General features: G+C 39.4%; 22 protein-coding genes. 5 read left to right on the forward strand and 17 right to left on the reverse strand.

From position 1 onward, the window contains the following. Nucleotides 1-36: 36 nt before the first annotated feature. The 5 genes from ACQV1I_RS16475 to ACQV1I_RS16495 form a co-directional block, all read right to left on the reverse strand. The gene (locus ACQV1I_RS16475; RefSeq protein ID WP_116333316.1) at nt 37-1,341 is read right to left on the reverse strand and encodes a putative amidoligase domain-containing protein; all 1,305 of its coding nucleotides are present in this window, start codon (nt 1,339-1,341) and stop codon (nt 37-39) included. A gap of 168 nt (nt 1,342-1,509) precedes the next feature. Next, nucleotides 1,510-2,064 (reverse strand): outer spore coat protein CotE, encoded by a 555-nt coding sequence (gene cotE, locus ACQV1I_RS16480; RefSeq protein WP_018674309.1) that lies wholly within the window; start codon nt 2,062-2,064, stop codon nt 1,510-1,512. A 105-nt stretch (nt 2,065-2,169) separates the two neighbouring features. Beyond that, the gene (locus ACQV1I_RS16485; protein ID WP_018674308.1) at nt 2,170-2,622 is read right to left on the reverse strand and encodes a RicAFT regulatory complex protein RicA family protein; all 453 of its coding nucleotides are present in this window, start codon (nt 2,620-2,622) and stop codon (nt 2,170-2,172) included. A 6-nt stretch (nt 2,623-2,628) separates the two neighbouring features. Next, nucleotides 2,629-4,140: a tRNA (N6-isopentenyl adenosine(37)-C2)-methylthiotransferase MiaB gene (miaB, locus tag ACQV1I_RS16490; RefSeq protein ID WP_018674307.1), complete on the reverse strand. Its 1,512-nt coding sequence runs from the start codon at nt 4,138-4,140 to the stop codon at nt 2,629-2,631. Between the two features lie 394 nt (nt 4,141-4,534). Continuing rightward, nucleotides 4,535-5,350: a (2Fe-2S)-binding protein gene (locus ACQV1I_RS16495; protein WP_116333317.1), complete on the reverse strand. Its 816-nt coding sequence runs from the start codon at nt 5,348-5,350 to the stop codon at nt 4,535-4,537. A 490-nt stretch (nt 5,351-5,840) separates the two neighbouring features. Between ACQV1I_RS16495 and ACQV1I_RS16500 the strand changes: the two genes are divergently transcribed. Next, nucleotides 5,841-6,233, forward strand: a complete 393-nt coding sequence (locus ACQV1I_RS16500) for a helix-turn-helix domain-containing protein (protein ID WP_116333318.1) — start codon at nt 5,841-5,843, stop codon at nt 6,231-6,233. Here ACQV1I_RS16500 and ACQV1I_RS16505 read toward each other — a convergent pair. The 5 genes from ACQV1I_RS16505 to ACQV1I_RS16525 all read right to left on the reverse strand — a co-directional run bounded on the left by ACQV1I_RS16505 (nt 6,227) and on the right by ACQV1I_RS16525 (nt 8,251). Beyond that, on the reverse strand, nt 6,227-6,394 hold the full coding sequence (locus ACQV1I_RS16505) for a hypothetical protein (RefSeq protein ID WP_022584449.1): 168 nt from the start codon (nt 6,392-6,394) through the stop codon (nt 6,227-6,229). The genes ACQV1I_RS16500 and ACQV1I_RS16505 overlap by 7 nt on opposite strands. Before the next feature lie 166 nt (nt 6,395-6,560). Further along, nucleotides 6,561-6,935, reverse strand: a complete 375-nt coding sequence (locus ACQV1I_RS16510; RefSeq protein ID WP_003337044.1) for a LytTR family transcriptional regulator DNA-binding domain-containing protein — start codon at nt 6,933-6,935, stop codon at nt 6,561-6,563. Continuing rightward, nucleotides 6,932-7,066, reverse strand: a complete 135-nt coding sequence (locus ACQV1I_RS16515) for a hypothetical protein (RefSeq protein ID WP_268878061.1) — start codon at nt 7,064-7,066, stop codon at nt 6,932-6,934. The genes ACQV1I_RS16510 and ACQV1I_RS16515 overlap by 4 nt, the downstream gene beginning before the upstream one ends. Beyond that, nucleotides 7,063-7,587: an accessory gene regulator B family protein gene (locus tag ACQV1I_RS16520; RefSeq protein ID WP_116333319.1), complete on the reverse strand. Its 525-nt coding sequence runs from the start codon at nt 7,585-7,587 to the stop codon at nt 7,063-7,065. The genes ACQV1I_RS16515 and ACQV1I_RS16520 overlap by 4 nt, the downstream gene beginning before the upstream one ends. Beyond that, nucleotides 7,580-8,251 carry a hypothetical protein gene (locus ACQV1I_RS16525; protein WP_003337041.1) on the reverse strand — a complete coding sequence of 224 codons (672 nt, stop codon included), beginning with the start codon at nt 8,249-8,251 and terminating at the stop codon, nt 7,580-7,582. The genes ACQV1I_RS16520 and ACQV1I_RS16525 overlap by 8 nt, the downstream gene beginning before the upstream one ends. A gap of 601 nt (nt 8,252-8,852) precedes the next feature. Here ACQV1I_RS16525 and ACQV1I_RS16530 point away from each other — a divergent pair. Further along, nucleotides 8,853-10,061 (forward strand): NAD(P)/FAD-dependent oxidoreductase, encoded by a 1,209-nt coding sequence (locus ACQV1I_RS16530; protein ID WP_116333320.1) that lies wholly within the window; start codon nt 8,853-8,855, stop codon nt 10,059-10,061. A gap of 266 nt (nt 10,062-10,327) precedes the next feature. On the opposite strand, the gene ACQV1I_RS16535 is transcribed toward ACQV1I_RS16530, so the two are convergent. Then, complete coding sequence (locus tag ACQV1I_RS16535) at nt 10,328-10,969, reverse strand: FMN-dependent NADH-azoreductase (RefSeq protein WP_176452335.1); 642 nt, start codon at nt 10,967-10,969, stop codon at nt 10,328-10,330. 260 nt (nt 10,970-11,229) lie between these two features. Here ACQV1I_RS16535 and ACQV1I_RS16540 point away from each other — a divergent pair, with 260 nt between their 5' ends. From ACQV1I_RS16540 to ACQV1I_RS16550, 3 genes are read left to right on the forward strand one after another with little or no spacing between them, the layout of a single operon-like run. After that, nucleotides 11,230-11,817, forward strand: a complete 588-nt coding sequence (locus ACQV1I_RS16540; RefSeq protein WP_104065122.1) for a TetR/AcrR family transcriptional regulator — start codon at nt 11,230-11,232, stop codon at nt 11,815-11,817. A gap of 21 nt (nt 11,818-11,838) precedes the next feature. Then, entirely contained in the window at nt 11,839-12,195 is a 357-nt protein-coding gene (locus tag ACQV1I_RS16545) for a DMT family transporter (RefSeq protein WP_018670933.1), read from the forward strand. A gap of 2 nt (nt 12,196-12,197) precedes the next feature. Continuing rightward, on the forward strand, nt 12,198-12,512 hold the full coding sequence (locus tag ACQV1I_RS16550) for a DMT family transporter (protein ID WP_018670932.1): 315 nt from the start codon (nt 12,198-12,200) through the stop codon (nt 12,510-12,512). A 145-nt stretch (nt 12,513-12,657) separates the two neighbouring features. Here ACQV1I_RS16550 and ACQV1I_RS16555 read toward each other — a convergent pair whose 3' ends face one another. The 6 genes from ACQV1I_RS16555 to ACQV1I_RS16580 form a co-directional block, all read right to left on the reverse strand. Next, nucleotides 12,658-14,013: a 6-phospho-beta-glucosidase gene (locus ACQV1I_RS16555; protein WP_116333321.1), complete on the reverse strand. Its 1,356-nt coding sequence runs from the start codon at nt 14,011-14,013 to the stop codon at nt 12,658-12,660. Next, nucleotides 14,000-14,335, reverse strand: a complete 336-nt coding sequence (locus tag ACQV1I_RS16560) for a PTS lactose/cellobiose transporter subunit IIA (RefSeq protein WP_018670930.1) — start codon at nt 14,333-14,335, stop codon at nt 14,000-14,002. Before ACQV1I_RS16560 ends, ACQV1I_RS16555 begins: the two co-directional genes overlap by 14 nt. 29 nt (nt 14,336-14,364) lie before the next feature. Further along, nucleotides 14,365-15,114 carry a chitin disaccharide deacetylase gene (gene chbG, locus ACQV1I_RS16565; RefSeq protein ID WP_094699324.1) on the reverse strand — a complete coding sequence of 250 codons (750 nt, stop codon included), beginning with the start codon at nt 15,112-15,114 and terminating at the stop codon, nt 14,365-14,367. 36 nt (nt 15,115-15,150) lie between these two features. Next, nucleotides 15,151-16,500 (reverse strand): PTS cellobiose transporter subunit IIC, encoded by a 1,350-nt coding sequence (gene celB / locus ACQV1I_RS16570; RefSeq protein ID WP_116333322.1) that lies wholly within the window; start codon nt 16,498-16,500, stop codon nt 15,151-15,153. A gap of 15 nt (nt 16,501-16,515) precedes the next feature. Continuing rightward, a complete protein-coding gene (locus ACQV1I_RS16575; RefSeq protein ID WP_094699326.1) occupies nt 16,516-16,818 on the reverse strand; it encodes a PTS sugar transporter subunit IIB in 303 nt (100 codons plus the stop codon). A 188-nt stretch (nt 16,819-17,006) separates the two neighbouring features. Then, nucleotides 17,007-19,835: a sigma 54-interacting transcriptional regulator gene (locus ACQV1I_RS16580; protein WP_116333323.1), complete on the reverse strand. Its 2,829-nt coding sequence runs from the start codon at nt 19,833-19,835 to the stop codon at nt 17,007-17,009. Nucleotides 19,836-19,875: the final 40 nt, after the last annotated feature.

The following is a 19,875-nucleotide window of genomic DNA, read 5'->3' on the forward strand; positions in this document are numbered from 1 at the left end:
CCCATAATCATTTCGTCTATTATAGCATGGTTCCTACTAGTTGTTGAGTTGAAATGGGGGTAACTTCCAAGCTAGCTTCATATCTTGGTTGCATTGCCACTCCCCATCCGTAAAAATACTATGAAAAAGGGGAGTTATATATTTTCGATACCTTTTATATAAAGGTAAAACGGTTAACTCCAAATACAAATCCTTGACTAAGGAAGCAAGTTTTTCCTTCTCCCCTCGATAGTAGGCAAGCTGCATGGATATATCTGTACTTACATCTTGCTTGAGAAGATATTGGGATTCAGCAATTACTTTGGTAAGAGCCAAAACTCCTTTGGTGATTCGTGGCGAAACCAGCCAACTAGGTAGCGTCCTGTATTCAAATCCTCCATGCGGCTGTTCTCGTACATCTCCTAAAAAGCCATAACGCGGTCGTCTTTTAAGACAACCATGATCTTCTAGTAAACATAGAGGTAGTGCTAAATAAGTATCTAATTTACGTATTAAATCGAAATGCAGAGTAGTCCCGCTAACATGAATATGACCACCGATTGGATAACCATCGAAGGGCATTCCCCCCGCTAACCAACTAATGGAATCATCAGATATCCGACGTTGAGCTAAATGAAGGGCTCTATAGATATTTTTGAAGACGATTTCTGGCTCTGTTGAAGGATCTGGTCGAACTTCAACCAATGGATGCTGATTGGATGGAAACTCTGTCTTTAATCGGACACCATCATATCCAATGATACCATTTCTCGTTAAATATTCAGAAGCAATTGCCATCTGTCCAGACTGATCACGCAAAGCAAATTCTGGATCGGCTCCTAACATCACCTGTGGAGCGGCTACTTGATCCAAAAGAATTTGCTGTTCACGTTGCTTCATAAACAACTGTAAACGTTCCCGTAACGAAACATCTATCGGTAGTTCCGCTTGACAGTCAACTATTCGCATTCTTGTTGGGGAATGCACTCCAACTGTCACTTTCCCGTAATCTAATCCGAGAGCGTAAATGGTACGCATTGCCAGAGCAATGATCCGATTTTTTTCCGTCTCGTCTAAAGTTTGGCTTACCTCTTCTTTACGGGTTTTGCCAATCGTTCGTGCTTCCTGTAAAATCCAAACAGTACGTTCCTCTATCCGATAAATGGCAGCGACCTGATGTTGAAACAGATGTACCTCAAACGTTTGCATTGGAATTACTCCAACGTACGTCTGAATTGGCACTCCGTGTAACTTCAAAATGGCTATCATTTTCTCTCGATGATGCGTATGTTTTATGGCGCTCTCCCTATTCCACTTCTCAATCGCAGAGGCGGTGACTTTACTCATTACCATGTTAGACATACGCTTACCTCCCTTACCTCCCTACTTCCTTACTTACACGCTATGCATGATAAAAAGGTATGGTGCATGGTCTAACACAGTCACATTTTTAACTTTGATTCAATATTGTATATTCGTAAAAAATATAAAAAGGCCGTCGTACAGGCCGACAGCCTTTCTTGCTTCCATTTAATCTAAATCATCTAGTAAGCTTGATGAGTCGAATTGATCGTACTCTTCGGTTGAGTCATCAAAGTCATGCGAGTAGGAGTCTTTATCCTCACAGTTGTGACAAATTACAACACACACCTTGGTTTCTCCAACAACTTCCACAGAATACTCCTGTTCAACTCGTACATTAACTGTACTACCGCAAATTTCTGCTCTGACGCATTTTGGTTGTTCAATGCACTGGCAAATAATTTCTAAATCACCGCGGCAATGTTTGTCAAAATAAGAGAGGGGAACATCTAGAGTATACTGTACTTCTTCTTTTTTGACTTCTGTTTGAGTATTATCCTCATAAGAATACCAGAGATTGACATCATACGTTCCACTGATAACGACCGATTCTAATACTTTTTCTGCTGAAAAATTATTATTAATAATCCAGCATCCTAGGATAGTAGTCGGCGTCTGAGTAGGTGAGATTGTATGTGTCGTTTGCGAGAATCTATGTCCTCTACCGCAGACAGCCTTGGCAATCAATTCTCGACACTGCAAATCTTTATCAGGACCAGACATATTGTAACCTCCTCCATACATCGTTTCTGTACATTTGTATGCAGGTGATTCGCTCAGAGTGCAAGATAAAGAGAACTGTTGCGGCAATAATTAATCTTTCATACTTTAGTGGCCACAACCACAGCCTTCATCATCATGATGACCGGCTTCAGGGCCACCTGTTTTACCTGTAAGAGGATTACCACCAGTATCTAGAATGATTCTATCGGACACGGTATTGGTAATAACATGTGTCACCATTTGCAATAGATCGTTTACATCTGTTTGAGATTGCTTGAATTCCGTTACCAGCGGAATTTCGTCTAATTCTTCCTGAAGAGCATCGAATTCAGCTTGTACTTTTTCGACAAGTTTCGCATTGTTCATGCTCTCATACATGACTAGTTGCTTTTGTTTTGCTTTCAGACTGGAAATCAAATCTTGAACGCGTTTATTTTGCTTTACCTGTGATTCTGCTCGTTTGAAAAAGTCTACTTCTTTCGTACGAGAAATCATGTTAGCTAATTCACGCGCTTTTGCCAAAATTTCTTGATCTGTGTAAACCGGTGTTTCTGCCATCTCCAATTACACCTCAACTTTAGTCACTAATTCACCGTATGTGGTAAATGTTTTTGCATCTGTAATTGTAACATGTACCAGTGTACCAATTAAAGATTTATCAGCTTTTACATGCACTAATTTTCCAGTTCGAGTGCGTCCAGTTAATACTTCAGGGTTTTTTCGACTCTCTCCTTCGATCAGCAACTCATAGGTTTTACCAATCATCTGCTGATTTTTCCGCAAAGAAATATCATTCTGTACAGCCATCAATCGTTGCAAACGATCCTTTTTCTCCGCTTCAGCTACATTATCCTCCATAGAAGCTGCCGGTGTACCCTCGCGTGGGGAGTAAATGAAAGTGTAGGCTGAGTCGTACTCCACTTCTTTCATCATGGACAGTGTTTCCTGGAATTGTTCCTCAGTTTCACCCGGAAATCCAACAATAATATCTGTAGTTAGCGAAACATCAGGAATAGCAGCCTTAATTTTACGTACTAACTCCATGTAATGTTCACGTGTATACTTACGTGCCATTTTTTTCAATACTTCTGAGCTACCAGACTGCGCAGGCAGGTGAATTTGCTCCACCAAATTTCCGCCTTTTGCTAAGACTTCAATTAGATGGTCATCAAAATCCCGTGGATGACTTGTTGTAAAGCGAATACGTGGAATATCAATCTTACGAAGTTCGTCTAACAGATCCCCTAGTCCGTATTCCCGATCTTCAAAGTCTTTCCCATATGCATTTACGTTTTGTCCTAATACCATGATTTCTTTAAACCCTTGACGTGCCAGTTCACGCACCTCGGCAATAACATCCTCTGGACGACGACTGCGTTCTTTTCCACGTGTATAGGGCACGATACAGTACGTACAGAACTTATCACAGCCATACATAATATTTACCCACGCTTTGATATCACCTGTGCGTGTTTTCGGCATATTTTCAATGATATCGCCTTCTTTAGACCATACCTCAATTACCATTTCTTTGCTAAACATGGCATCTCGTAATAATACTGGTAGACGATGAATATTATGTGTTCCAAAAATCATATCTACTTCCGAATAGGAGCGCAGTACCTTATTTACTACCTTTTCTTCTTGTGACATACAGCCACATAATCCGAGAATGAGATTAGGATTGTTACGTTTCAGATGCTTCATGTGACCAAGCTCACCGAAAACCTTATCCTCTGCCCCTTCTCGGATCGCACAGGTATTAAACAGAACGACATCAGCTTCCATCGTATCTTCTGTCGCTGTATAACCCATTGCCTCAAAAATTCCGGCCATGGTCTCAGTATCATGTTCGTTCATTTGACAGCCATACGTACGAATCAAATAGTGAAGGCCTTTTCCTATCTGTTTCATTTCTTCAGGTATATTGAAGTCGTAATGCACTTCAATCTCTTCTTTTCCACGTTTCTTGGCATCTTTTAAGCTTGGCGCCTGAAAATATTTTGCATAATCTGCTGTGGATTTGCTAGACTTTCCGGATTTTAAGTCCGTTGTCGCCTCTTTTTTATCGATCATTTTCTATATTCACCTCATAAAATGCTGTTTTTTCTACTACCATCCAGATATTATAGCATATTTGTCCTTTGAGAATAAAAGGAAAAAAGTTCTCTAGGAGTACCTCCGATTGGTGATACTTGCCGTTCATTTCAAGATAAGGCTCACTTTTCGATATTTGTTTGAGACTTCATCCCTCGATTGTAAAGTCAGCTCTATATAGAGAGGTTACACAAAGAATGGTATACGCGAAAAAGAGCCCTTCTTGGTTAAACCCAAGAAAAGCTTTTAATCAAAGCAGGTGTACTACGTCAAAAGATCATTTCACTTGAACACGGAAAATACATGCCCCGTACGTACTTGCCCATACACTGACGCAAGTTTTTGGTTGCCTCAGCAAGGAGCTGTTTCACTTTTATGCATTCGCTTGTATGATTTCAGCTCGATGTTTTGTTCTTCTTGCCGCTCTGTCCTCTTCTTTCATGAGAGGACAGGTGTAGCAATACTGGGCACCCTCGGTTCTAAAATATCTGCAGCATACATTTTTCATTCTCATTTGTTTTGTTGGGTCCTCTATATGTTCGATGAATCGCACCTTCACATCAAACGGATTCTTGCTACGCCCAATGACACTTGGACTAAACTCATGCTGTAAAAAATGATAGTCATCAATCACTCGCTGCTTTTCTTCTGAGTTCGTTGTTTGTTCCATAAGATTTTCTGTAAAATAATGGAATTTTGTTGGCAATTGCCCCCACATCTGGCCAACGTTAAATCCAGAAACCGCAGACATACATTCCAAGAGCGGACGCAATGTTTCACCGTATAAACGGGAAAGAACATCTTTTCTCCATCCCTGTCTCTTCTCGTCACTCTCTGGTGCTTCCGTTTCTGTCCACGAACGTAGTTGGAAAGAGATCCGGGTGTACGATCCCTCAGATTTTGGGCTCATATGTATTATTACATTCGTTAAAGAAAGATCCAAAGCCTTATTTTGCACCGACACCATATACTGAAGCCCAGTAGCCAACGCAAGAAACCAGCTAGCAAGGTATGCTGTCGTAGCCGTATCATCTAATGCCCTTATCAATGGGGCGTATTGATCAATAAATTTTCGCATATACCCCTCGTTAAGTAAGTCAGTGGCAGGCATTGAACAATAAGCTCCCTTAGGTTCTAGTAAATGAATATTAAACATCTCATCAAGCAGGTCAGCATATTCCTTTTTCATTATGTTTCCCCTTTTCCTCCATTTAGTTATGAGGCCCCAAACGGTTCTACAGTCCGAGAATGATTTTCATTATTTGTAATTGTAAAACACAAAACACGAGCATTCAACTCAAAAAGGCTAACCAAGCGTTCTCTTATAACGTTGGGTAGCCATTCTTTATTTGACATAGCAATGTGCTTATTCATAAATTTCTGCTCTCCTGTGTTCAATTTTCTAAAATTGTTGCTTACGTTTGTTCGACAATAAACTTGAAGTTATTTCAAATGAAAGGATGTAAAAATCTATCTTTTCAACTTATAATTAAGTTATTATTTGCCATAGTAAATGGTAACTAGCTACTGCGAAGATATCCATGACGGTTATCTTAGTCTTAATACGAAAAACTTGAAATAACTTCAAGAAAAACATTCTTTATACTTGAATTTTCTTCATATTTCTTTTGAAGATACTTCAACTGTCGTATAATTGTTAGAAAAAATGGGGTGAGAAAATGTCGACATTTGGTCAACGATTACAGAAATCTAGAAAAAAAGCAAAATTAACGCAAGAACAAGTGGCCAATAAACTCGGACTTGACTACTCCACTATCTCCAAATATGAGAATGATCACTCGCAACCCGATAATGATACTCTTATTGCGTTAGCAGATCTCTATTTTGTTACGGTAGATTATCTTCTCGGTCGATCAGGTGAACAAGCCGATCACGATCTCTCTTTAGTGGACGAATACCTACCTAAGGAAAAATTAGAAAAATTAACTCCAAAGCAAATGGAAAAGATTAACGATTTTTTATCCTTACCGGAAGACATCCAAATGAATATCGGTACAATGATTGAAGCGGCTGTTGAAATCGTAAAAAACAAAAACCGTCCTGATCAGTAATCGAACTGATTATGGCGTTTTTTCGCATCTTCAATAATTTTCTCTATAAAACAAATAATGGAATTTATACTATAGTCTTTATTTTCGATTAAGTAGAGTTCGGCTAATTCAACGGCTTTCATTTTGGTATAATCTGTGAGTTGTACCGCTTTTATCTCCATTTTTTTCACCTACTTTAAAATTCTTTGCTTCTAAAAATTTATCATTAAATTATAGAATTTTTTGTCGAAAAATGAAGATAAAGCCTGTCTGTTTTACCCCCTTCAATTTTTCTTTACATTAATGAGAGTTTGACATATAATTATATGTCAAAAAAGAGTCACCCAGTTAATCTGGATGACTCTTTCTTTTTAGATGTTTAACTAATTCATACTTAGACCTAGAAACCGTTGTATAAGAACCGTCACCGAAGTAAGCCCTGATGAATAACGCATTCTCCACTACATATGTAATATTTTCGAGATTGACAACATTTACTGCATCTAAAGAAACAAATCCATACTTCCCCCAAGATGCTCGAATTCCTTCTAATGTAGTCACTGCAAGAAATACACCTTTATTTGTATGAAAGCGTAAAATGCTATCTGAATTCTTTTTTGGTCTAAAGAGATCTACATAATTAACCTCTTCTACTCCAAATTCAATAAAATCTGACTCATCGTACTTTCTTTCGATTCTAATTCCTGTTAGCCTAGGTTTCATTTTGCTTCACTTTGCTTTTTTAGTTCTTCTGGCACGACTGGACTACCGATACCAGCTTTGAAAGAAACAGCAAAAGCTCTAGCTACAGCGGTAAGCATAGTCGATGTAGTTTCTGCGATATGTTTTTTCATTTTATACTCACCTCCCTTCTTGGGATCAATAGAAATGATTGAACAAAGAATGCTAGTGCTACTATGGGAGAAACGATAACAAAATTTATACTTACAATCAAAACAGAACATAATTTTAAAGTTAGAACTTTTCGAGGTACGGTTAGGTTTTCATATGTACTATTAGGTGCATGAATGAGCACTAGAATAACACTAATAGCTGTTAGTAGATAAACGATGATATTGTTTACAGGAATATATGGAATCACTGCAATAATTGCTGTCGTAACAATTACACAGTGGTCTAAGGATTTCAGATGATACCCACCTGAAAAAAATCGTAATATCACAAAAGACATCAACGCAATAAAGGTTTCCTGTAACCTATCTGTTAAAAAACCTATTAGGAATAAAAAGAAACAGATAAAAAAGAAATTAAGCAAAATAGAAAGAGCGTAAGATAATACAGCTATGCTATTGGTACGCTCTGGACTGGCATTTTTTATTTTGATAGAAATCGCTTCCGATAGTTTTTCAATCAATAATCTTGTCCCTCCTAATTAACCACCGAAGTAACAATAAAAGAGGGGCTAGAATAGGCAATATCAACAGCCATACATCACCTTTAAAAATAAAAATCCAGTATGTAGTAGTAGAAATAGTTATAATCCCCAACACCAATCCACAAATGATTCTTATCTTTAATGAGTCCAATTTTCCTTTTTGGTATAAATCGTGAGGTGGTTGCATTATAAAGGAAAACCCAAAATTAAACATACCAATGAGCCAGCCTATCACCAAAACAGTTACATCAGTAATTAGCTGTATTAGAAAGGTCCCCCACTCTACAAGACTTTTACCATCACTTAGTGTCACTAGACCAAAAGATATAAGAACAGGATATATAACAAATTGTATTCCTAGATAACTTAGATACCCAATAGCAGCAATTAAAGCTGATTCATAAATTCTTATCTTAAATAAAAGTCTAAAAAACACCACAATTAAAACAAATTGCGCTCCAACATCACTTCCGTTCACCTCTAAGACAATCCTATTGACAAAGGATGTTATGGAGAGTGCTGTAGCCATTATTGTGAAGTCCCTCAAATACATAGTTACTGGTAACCTAAATGCTTTGAAAGTTAAAAATAAAATCGTAAAAGAATCAATAAATCCAAACAATACATACAAAAAACTTTTCATAATATATCCCCTATTTAGCCAAGATCAAAACGATGTAGGTGCTCCCGTATTCACGACCATACAATAGACTATCTCATAAAGAGTGTATCTCGCTCATAACTTCTTGGTGAAAAATGATCTCCTCGCTTAATCAGCTCAAGGGAGGGTTTTGTATTTTTTGAAAAAGAAAAATCAAGGCTAAAAAGAAAAATCCAAATATGAACATCAAAGACATCGTCTGAGGTAACTCTGTGAACCTTTATGTACTCACCTCCTTCCCTTATGGGATAAAAGAGAGCGTGCTTAAGAAGCCTTTACTTCGATATTATAGCACGGATTATTTTCGTATTCTATACTTTCATAAAATCTCAACAAAGCCCTGTAAATCCTTACTATATCAAGGTTTTTATTGAAATAAAAAGTAATAATTAACAGTAAAAAAGGAAGGAGTTCACTGTTTAAATCTGGTAAAATTCCTTGTCCTATTTCATTACTACTTTTGTCCAAAACAAAAGCAAGTAAGGTCTCACATGAAATATTTCGGAACGAATGAGTTACCATAATTTTAAAATGTCAGGGCATACTAAGATGACATTTATCTTAATACAAAGGATAGGTACTTATGAATTTAAAAACCGGCTCATTATTTTGGTTTGATACACTACCATCCCCTTTTGTTTATCCAAAACTTTCCAAAGACATTCAATGTGATGTTCTTATTATTGGTGGTGGGGAAGCTGGTTCACTTTGTAGTTTTTATTTAGTTAACAGTGGTGTAGATACTGTGATGGTAGATAAACGACAGGTAGCCCATGGTAGCTCTTGTGCTAACACTGGTCTTTTGCATTTTGCTAATGATAAATCACTGACGTCGATGATTAATACCTTAGGAGAAGACAGAGGGGCACGATTCTACTGGATGTGTAAACAAGCTGTGGAAGAACTACAGCATATCATCTCACAACTCGAACTCTCACCTGATTACATACAACGACCGAGCCTTTACTTTGCCTCGCAACCGGGGGATGTACAAAGCTTGCAAACAGAATATGAATGGTTATCCAAATACGGTTTCCCTGTAACATTCCTCCAACCAGATGAAATAGCAGAGCGTTACTCCTTTAGCAAACCTGCTGCCCTTTATTCTGAAGGTAATGCGGAATTTAATCCTTTTAATCTGGTACATTCACTTCTTCAGCATGCTCACAGAAAAGGAATGCGCATTTATGCGGAAACTGAGATAACACATCATATCCTAGAAGGTGATACCCTTCTTTTCTTTACGGCAGAAGGTAACTACATCCGCTGTAAAAAAGCAATCTTTGCTACTGGATATGAGACACAACAAATCAAACGAAATAAAAATGCAGTGCTCTCTAGTTCTTATGCTTTGGTCACTCAACAGCTCCCTTCATTCACGGGTTGGCATGAGCGATCCCTTATTTGGGAAACAGCCCGTCCCTATCTTTATCTTCGTACTACCGTGGATAATCGAATTGTAGCGGGAGGTTTAGATATTACCAGCTACGACGAGCAAGAGCGCGATTCTCATCTACAACATAAAGCCAAGCTCTTGCTTCAGCAGGTTCAAGACTTGTTTCCCAGCATACCTGATATGCGCATTGAATACTCCTGGGCTGCAACATTTGGTGAAACATATGATGGTCTTCCTTTAATTGGAACACAGCCTGATTTCCCTCAATGCTATTTTTTGCTTGGTTACGGCGGAAACGGAACTGTCCTCACTATGGTTGGAGCACAAATTATTCACGACCTCGTTGTAAAAGGCTTTCACACGGATGCCCATTTAGTAGATTTTGCCCGTGTTTAATTCTTTCTTTCAAAAGGTATTTTTTCAACACGCTACGCATAATGAGTGTAAGGAAATCATGTAGAGAGAGGCGTTTAAGCTTAAATAATATTTTATAATTGGGGATCTCATGCTGAAATTGATTTTGGAATTATTAAAAGAAGCCGGGGAACAAAAGAAAAACGCCACAACTTGTCATAAGCCATGGCGTTTTTTTGCTGAATGGATTTTGTTTTGAAATATCTCTTTCTTTATAAACTGGTCGTTTATTGTATGCTTCTTGCTATTTATTTACCAAACGTCTTAGCGATTTCAGCGGCACGTACTTTCGCTTTTGCCTTGATATTTTCCGCCTCAGCAGGAAGTGCATTCATACCTTCTACTGCCAATGTTTCATATTCAGTGATACCGATAAAGTTCATTACTGCTTGTAAATATTTATCACCAAATTCAAAGTCAACAGCAGGACCTTCTGAGTACATACCACCACGCGCTTGAATATGGAGAACTTTTTTGCCACTTAGTAATCCTGCTGGGCCAGCTTCTGTATATTTGAAGGTTTTTCCAGCAATCAATACATTGTCAATATATGCTTTCACTACAGGAGGGAAGCTCAAGTTCCACATTGGTGTTACAAATACATAGCGATCTGCTTCCAAGAACTGCTCCAAGACTTCACCCATACGGCCTACTTTAGCTTGAGCTTCTGGAGCTAAATCCCCGAACGCAGTTCCTTGACCCAATTTGTTCCAAGCGTCCAATACTGTCCCATCAATTGTTGGGATATCTTCTTTAAATAGATCAACACGAACTACCTCATCTTGCGGGTTTGCTTGACGATATGCCTCTACGAAAGTTTCTCCCACACTTAGTCCAAATGATTCCTCTACAGATTTCGGATTTGCTGTAATATACAATACTTTTGCCATTGTTGTAATCATCCCTTCTGTTGTATGTACCTTATTATTTCCTTACTAGGTGTACAGCATGTAATACATTAATATTTATTTACTTACCTTATACAAGTATAGTACTTTTTGATAGAAAATTTGTCAACACATTTATATAGAAAGTATTTTTCCATATTTTTCTGTATATTTTTTGATCTCTTGGAGCATTCTTCATTTGACACGGATAAAATCTTGTGAGATGCTCTTCCTAACGAACGTTAGGTAGGAGGTTTTGTCTTATGACTGCCAACAAGATAAAAGAAGCTGCATTGCAGTGTTTTGCTCAACACGGCTATGAAGGAACATCGCTTGCTCAAATTGCAGATGAGGTTGGGATTAAAAAACCCTCCATTTATGCCCACTTTAAAGCAAAGGAAGATCTTTTTTTACACCTGATCCATGATGTATTTGCTAAAGAGACAGCCATTATTCAACAATTTTTTGTGGTCAATCAGAATCAACACCTATCAGTCTTGTTACCTCAGCTTTTGAACCATTACAAAACAAATTTTACCAATGATGGCACGTTTACATTTTGGCTCCGGATGGCTTTCTTTCCCCCATCTAGTATGGTAGAGACGGTTAGTGATGTAACCAATCAGTTTTTGGACGAACTGGAGGCTATGCTAGTCCCCTTCTTTAAGCGTGCAAAGGAGTTAGGGGAAATTCAGGTTGATGATCCTCAAGATGCCGCGATTGCCTTTCTTTGTTTAATGGACGGTCTATTTGCAGAATTATTGTTTGGTGGGTCAGAACGATATGAGAAACGTTGGGCCTCCTCATGGAAAATTTTCGCTGAGGGGATTCACCTTCAGTTACACAAGTAAAAGGTTTGGAGGCAACATGCGATGAATCGGAATTGGACATACGTACTAGTTGGTGGATTATTAGAAATTATTTGGGTCTCGGGGATTAAACACTCCTCGACCTGGTATGAATGGGCTGGAACTTTGATTACGATTACTCTTAGTTTCGCCGTGCTTATCCGTGCAACCAAAAATCTCCCAATTGGGACGGTTTATGCTGTTTTTACTGGAATCGGTACTGCTGGTACTATTTTGACAGAGATGTTGTTGTTTGGTGAACCGTTCCATTTAGCTAAAGTAATCCTTGTTGCTTTATTGCTGGTAGGTGTTATCGGATTGAAATTGATCACAACTGATGATTCAGGAACCAGAGAAACGAAGCTGAAAGGAGCGAGCTAAACATGGGCTGGGCTTTCTTATTTTTTGCAGGATGCTTTGAAATTGTTGGCGTGCTGGGGCTAAAAAAGGTCTCATTAAAACAAAGCTTAGCCTCTTATCTTATTTTAATTGGTGGATTCGCTCTTAGTTTTACTTTTTTGAACTTGTCCATGAAAAGTATTTCAATGGGTACAGCTTACGCAATCTGGACTGGTATTGGTACAGTTGGGAGCGCCTTATTGGGCATGCTTGTTTATAAGGAACCAAAAGAATGGCGGAGGATTTTATTTATTATGATGATTGTGTCCGCAGCAATTGGTTTGAAAATGATATCATAACAATACATGGGACAGCTTACAAAACTGGATCAAAAAAGCACAGAAGGTTGATATTGCGGGGATGATCAACATTTCGCAATGATACCTCCTGTGCTTTTTGTATTAGTAAAACCACTACCTAGTTTCTATTATTTTTTGGTTTCATCTAAGCATTACCAACTTCTGCGGTCACTTTACCTGTCTTCGATTTGAAAAACTGCGGCAGATATGCCTTATGAGCTTCCAACATTTCATCTAAAATCGTTTTAGCGATGGTATCTGATGGAATTAATGGATTAATGCTCATTGCTAACAACGCCTTATGGTAATCACCTGTCACCGCTGCTTCAATCGCCACTCGTTCAAAGGATTTAATTTGTTGAACTAAGCCGTTTACAGCGATTGGTAGTTCACCGACTGAGATTGGCACAGGCCCTTCTTTTGTGATTACGCAGTTCACTTCTACAGCTGAATCTGGGGAAATACCTGCAATTGCACCGTTGTTTCGAACGTTAACCGGCTGGATGTCACGTACATCATTATAAATCGAGTAAATTAGGTTACATGCCGCATCACTGTAGTATGCGCCGCCTCGTTTCTCCAGCTGCGGTGGCTTGATGGCCAACTCAGGGTCTTTATACAGCTCAAACAATTCAGCTTCTACCTTCTGAACTACTTCTGCTCTTGTTCCTTCTTTTTTCGCCGCTTCTACTTCATGTTCAAGCATTGGTCCTGTCTGGTAATAATAGCGATGATACGGACACGGCAATAAACCTAACGCACGAATGAACTCTTTTTCCCAGCCCATATCTACAATATTTTTTACGGAAGGACCAGTTTCTTCGTCACTTGTCAGCTTTTCGATTATTTGCTCCGTTACTTTCCTACCATCCAGATAGACGTTTGTCCCAAAAACCATATGATTTAATCCTGCAAAATCAATGTGCACACGGCTACCATCTACATCTAGCATCTTGGCAACAGCCATCTTCATGCCGACTGGAACATTGCAAAGACCTACTACTTTTTTAATATTGCTGTGGCGTAGAACCGCCTCCGTCACCATTCCCGCAGGATTCGTAAAATTAATGAGCCATGCATCTGGACATAGTTCCTCCATATCCTTACTAATGCTTAAAATAACTGGGATTGTACGCAATGCCTTAAACAAACCACCTGCGCCGTTTGTTTCCTGGCCAATGCATCCATGCTTTAATGGTATGCTTTCGTCTAATCCACGAGCCTTTAGTAGACCTACACGTAATTGAGTCGTAACAAAATCAGCCCCTGGCAACGCTTCTCTGTGATCCAATGACAAATGAATTTGCATTGGGACACCAGCTTTCTCCACCATGCGTTTTGCTAAATTTCCTACGATTTCTAACTTTTCTTTTCCTTCTGGAATATCGACTAGCCAGAGTTCGCGCACAGGTAATTCCTCATAACGCTTGATAAAGCCTTCAACTAACTCTGGTGTGTAGCTAGAGCCACCGCCAATGGTTACAATTTTAATTCCGCTCAACTGTAAGTCCCCCTTCGATGTTTATTTTTGCATAAAGGTCAATGAACTCATTTGCTAAGTCTTTAACGGTGATTGCATTCATTAAATGGTCTTGCGCGTGGATCATTAATAAGGTTAACTCTGTCTTGCGCCCACCAGCTTCTTCCTGAATTAAAGAAGTCTGAATATGGTGGGCTTCGCGTAACTCTGTGGTTGCTTCGTCCATTAATTTGCGTGCTTCCTCTATCTCTCCGCGCTTTGCTGCTGCAATTGCCTCCATCGCAAAGCTTTTGGCGTTACCACCATGTAATATAATGTGAAAAGCTACATCCGTAATTTCCATATGGTTGCCTCCTATCCCATGACCCACTGTCAGCCAAGTTGTTCAAATGTAATCAATTGTATATCTCGGCAGTTCAGCCGTTCTTTAACATGCGGGTCAGTCAAAATCGCCAATTCGTTCATACGTTGAAGCGCATAGCTACTTCCTTGGTAAAGAGGTTGGTCGATAAAAGCGGGATGTGTCATAATTTCAAGCGATTCAACTCCAACATACTTATCCAAGATTTGTTCCAAAGACTCAAGGGAAAGTTCATCCCCATAAAAAGTATGATCGAAAGCAACAGTGCTCCGTACCCCTGCTTGTAACCTATTAGTCTCATCATTTGTGTGGAAGAGACGAAGCGGTACATTATACCGCTCCGCTAATTTCAACACGATAGGCAATATTTTCTCATGCCCATGTACATGATGATGGCTATCAATATGGGTTGGTTTCTTCCCGAATGAGAGGAATGCTTCTAATTGACGTGTAAATTCTTTTTCCACATCTTCTGTATTCATTTGATGAAATACTTCCCGCAATGAGTGAAATCGACCTGATTCATTTACTAAGGAAGGTACATCGTCACTGAGTGGTTTCCCACAGGTCAGAACCAAATGAATTCCTACTCCTAAACCTGAGTGCTGTTCCGCCAGCTGAAAGGCATGCACTACCTCAGGCATATTCATCATCATCGTGGTCGATGTAACAACACCACACGCATGGGAAGTAATAATTCCATAATTGACTCCTCTTGAGTAACCAAAATCATCTGCGTTTATAATCAGTTTCGTAACGATTACCCCTTTCTATATATCTGCAAAACACAATTTTACTTATGCTTGTAATGTGTTGACAGCTTGATTTTTTGTTGCCTCCTGCTCTTCTTTGCATTTTTGACGATCCCACAGACGGAAGAATGGATAGTAAATCGCAAAAGCTAATATAAAGTTAATGAGTTGAAGTATTAATCCAGACGCTTTAGCACCAGTCGCTAGATAACCGCTGATTAATAATGGAGTCGTCCAAGGCACGGATATACCGCTAGGTCTCGCTACAAGTCCCGTGGACATTGCAAAATAAGAGACACACAATAGAACAACAGGCGTTATTACAAATGGAATTATTAATAGCGGGTTCATTACGATCGGCATCCCGAAGATCACCGGTTCGTTGATGTTAAATAGCCCTGGTGCAAGTGAGAGTCTACCTAAGCTTTTCATCTGCTGACTCTTCGCCAGAAAGGCCATTGCAACAACCATCGCAAGTGTTGTGCCTGACCCACCAATATAGAGCCATAGATCAAAGAATTGACTGGTGATGACATTGGGTAATTCTGCATTAGGATTGCTCATGTAAACAGCTCGGTTTGCATCCATCAGAGTTAACCAGATTGGACTCATTACACTACCAACCAAATTGGCTCCATGTAGACCGCAAGCCCATAAAAGATGAATCAAAATAACAGCGATTAAAGCGCCTGCAAAGCTGGAGCCTAATGCTTGTAACGGAACTCCTAACAGCGTTTTAACAATATTGTGTACGCTTTCAAAAGTGGTCGCTTCCATAATCAAACGAATAATCCAGCAGGCTCCAAGTACAATAAAGGCTGGAATGAGAGCGACAAAGGATTTTGCAACCGCTGGTGGCACACCTGGCGGCATTTTTACTACAATGTCCTTTTGTATAACAATACGGAAAATTTCAGTTGATAAAAGAGCCATAATCATGGCAACGAACAAGCCTTGGCTACCCATCAATGTTACAGGTATGACACCGCTAACCTGTATGGCTGTTTCTGTCCCAGGCGGAGTAAACATGGTATTGTATGGCGTTACCAACAAGAAGGAAGCAACAGATATGGAAGCTGCCGATAAAGGGTCCACCTTATACTTCTCTGCTAACCGATACGCTACACCAAAACTAGCAATGAGTGCCATAATATCAAAAGTAGCGCCTACCGGGTATAAGAGCTTTGTACGCCATAGCTCACCAAAAATCCCTTTCATAAAGTCATCATAACCGTCAATTGGAATAAACCCAATAACCAAACATAAGGACCCGACAATTAGCAGGGGAGTTGTTAAGACGATACCGTCACGAATGGCTTGTAAATGCTTCTGCCCCGCAATCTTCCCTGCAATGGGCATCAACGCTCTCTCGAATAATTGAACGAGTCTGTCCATTGATATCACTCCCCTCTATTTCTTCATGTTTAGAGCAGATTCTAGAACCTTTTGGCCATTGACCATGCCATAATCAACAGGGTTTATGACATCAACTGGTATATTTCTCGCTTCGCCTTCCTTTTTAAATTCTGCTAATTTATAACGAATTTGGGGTCCGAGTAGCACGACCTCTGCTTTATCCCAGTTATCACGCATATCATCTGCAGAGATAGCCCAAATCGTTGCCTCAATTCCTAACTCCCTTGCTGCCTCCTCCATTCGAGTTACGAGTAGGCTAGTTGACATTCCTGCTGAACAACACAGTACAATATTCATCTTTATATGCCCCCTTTGATCATGTAAGTGTTTACATTTTATTTATATTGCAATTGCTATGCCAAAACACAAATTCTTTTATGTGTAGGCTGTCATCTCTTAATTCTTCTATTAGTGTATTGCTCATCCATAAGAAAAACGAAACACTAATGAGATAGTGTTTCGTTTTAAGCAAAGCGAGTGTTTACTTATGGTTGAGACTGGTTTTCTTCACTCATCAGGAAAAATTTAACAAGGTAACAGATTTCATTTTCCTCCACCATAATGCCATAAGTCAGTTCAATTGGCTGCATAAGCCTTTGTATAACAGTAAGCATCTCCTTATAATTTTGCTTGTACGCTTCCTTTTCTTTAAATACCGCTACTTCTTCTCTACCTTTTAACCGATCAATCATGCAGCACATGTGCAATGTAATTCCCATCAGTTCATCCTGATATAGGTCCTGCTGTAGCTCCTTCTCCATACGTTTAATAGTAGCACGAACATCTGCTAGGACTTGTTCGCCGGAGAGGTATTTTAAATGAGATTCTAGTGTTTCACCCATTTTTATATATATTTCTTCCTGATTGATAATCTGCTGAATCTCTGGAATTGCCTGTAAGCTTAAGACCTGCTCAATATTGTATTGAGGTGCTTCAATATCCAATCGAAAATTGCTCACAACACACAAAATTTGGCGTTTTTCCTTTAGGTCTTCCAATTCCTGTTTGGCCTTAGTTTGATCTACACAAGTAATCGGTATAATTTGTAATGATTCATTATGAAACCGCAGATAATTTTTCAACAAATTTTTAATCACAAGTGCGCTTCCTTCACCTGTCAAACACGCCGTTACGATCACTTGTTTCGGTAGCTTATTACGTTCCCGTTTAACAGACTGCTCTTGTATTTCATGACTTGATACAGCTAACACACTTTGATAAATCTCGTCTAAAGTAGAGCCTGATATCGCTTTGCGCGTAGCTTCTAAAACATGAGTGGTACTAACTAACGGAATAACTTTTACGGGTATTCCCAATTCTTTTTGGACGATTTCCCCAAAGGTAAGCAAAGAGCCCATATCTACTAAAAACAGCAGTCCTTCTTCGTTACCAATCGTCTTGGCAATTTCTTTCGCTTTCTCTAATAATTCATGGGGTGTCTTTTCTAAGGGCATATCCAATGGAACAGCGTGATCTGTGCCCAGCAGGCGGTTTGTCACCTCTACCATAGAAGTAGCACTGGAATTACCGTGCATCATGACGAGAATACCAACATAATTTTTAATTTCTTCAGGTTGTGCTTCATCGAGTACAAAGAACATGCAGAGAAAACCAGCTTCATCTAGTGGTATGTCGAGATCAAAAGCCTCTTCTATCTTGCTCACACATTCAAGAGCCACCATGAATTCAGCTTTATGTAGCTTGCTAATTTGATTTAACTGCGGATTCGAGATTGTTTTACCCCTTCCAATACGATCAATCAGTGTCTGAATATGTAACGACATTCCCAGGAGAACATTACGTGTTAATTTTCTATTCAAAATAGTCTCGGCATACTTGACGATGTCTTCGACCAGATTGACAATATCGGGATGGACGATTTTTAATACATCCTCCTGATTAAAGCTTTTTCGTACATTAGTCAGATAATTAGTAAAATATTTCTCAATCTCACTAGTCAAAACTGTGTACAACTCTGTATCAGATACTCCTGTAGCTCGTAGCTGAACAATCTTTTGTTCCATTCGTTCATAGATATTATTATCAATCACAGATGAATCTTCTAGAATATATGGCTCTTGATCTGGATGAAACAGAAAATATTTTTTTTCTCCAATAAGCTTCTCGATATTTTGTCTATTCTGCTCCACATGTAGCACGCCCTCTTTTACATGAGGAGGTAGATCAGCTGTAGTAATTTGCATTTCTGTTTTCCGTAAAGAAATAAAATCGGCATATGCCTTTGCGCAGGATAGTCGAATATCCGTTTTCAATTGACCGATGTTGTTCGGACAGTGATACAGTAAAAGAGCACGGATAGAATTCCCTGAGACATGAATATCCTTCCCTAATCGATAAGACTCTTCTTGAAAAAACTGCTTGATTAGCTGTAGACGCTCCTCCAGTCCTCTTTCTTTTAAGGAGGGCAGAGAAATCATCATAGGAATCCGTCTGGTAAAAGTAGCGAGCAAGGCAGATGTAGGATTCTCTGTTGTTGCCGCAATTAATCTGACATTAGCCTGACGCACTCCATCGGTTTCACCTACACGTCTGAAGAAGCCTTTATCAATGAAAGTAAATAACATCTCTTGCCCTTCTGATGGCAAGCGATGCACTTCGTCTAATAATAGAATGCCATTATCAGCGGCTTCCATTAGTCCTGGACGATCTTGATCAGCGCCAGTGTATGCGCCCTTTTTCACACCAAATAATTGACCTACCAATAACTGAGCATTATGAGCGTAGTCTGCACAGTTAAATGTGATAAACGGAGCAGTAGCTGCTAAGATTCCTTTTTCCACAGCATATTCGTACATGAGCCCAGCAAACATGGTCTTCCCTACACCCGTCTCACCAAAGAGTAGTGTATGCATGCCATAGGGCGGATAGAGCAAAGCTGCTTTAGCTTGTTCAATGAGTGCTGTTAAGCTTTGACAATCTTTAGCTAACTGGTCCATCACGCTATCTTGTAGCTGATTTACTCCCTGATGATTATTTCTCTTGGTTTCCGTTGAAAAAGAGCCTGCACTATTACGTTCCCAAGTCCGTTTTCCTTCAGCTTTTCTTTGTTCAAATGCTTTCGCTTCCACTTTCTGTTCATTCATCAAAGCAGTAGGTTGAGTACCAGGCAAGGAGAATCGTACAGGCCGGGTTGTACTTTTCTCTATACGCCCTTCTCTCCATAGCTGGTTTAAATCAGAACTCACATTGGCTCGACTTAACGAGAGGAGCTCAGCCAACTCTTGAGCACTGCTTGCTTGTCCTTCACGTGAATTGGATACAATCTGTTGCATAATCAGCTCTATGCGTTTCATTTCATCACCTTGTGCCGATTTTTAACTGACAGGTTCACTA

This window comes from Brevibacillus sp. JB24b, assembly GCF_051713385.1.
In the GTDB taxonomy this organism is placed as follows: domain Bacteria; phylum Bacillota; class Bacilli; order Brevibacillales; family Brevibacillaceae; genus Brevibacillus_B; species Brevibacillus_B laterosporus.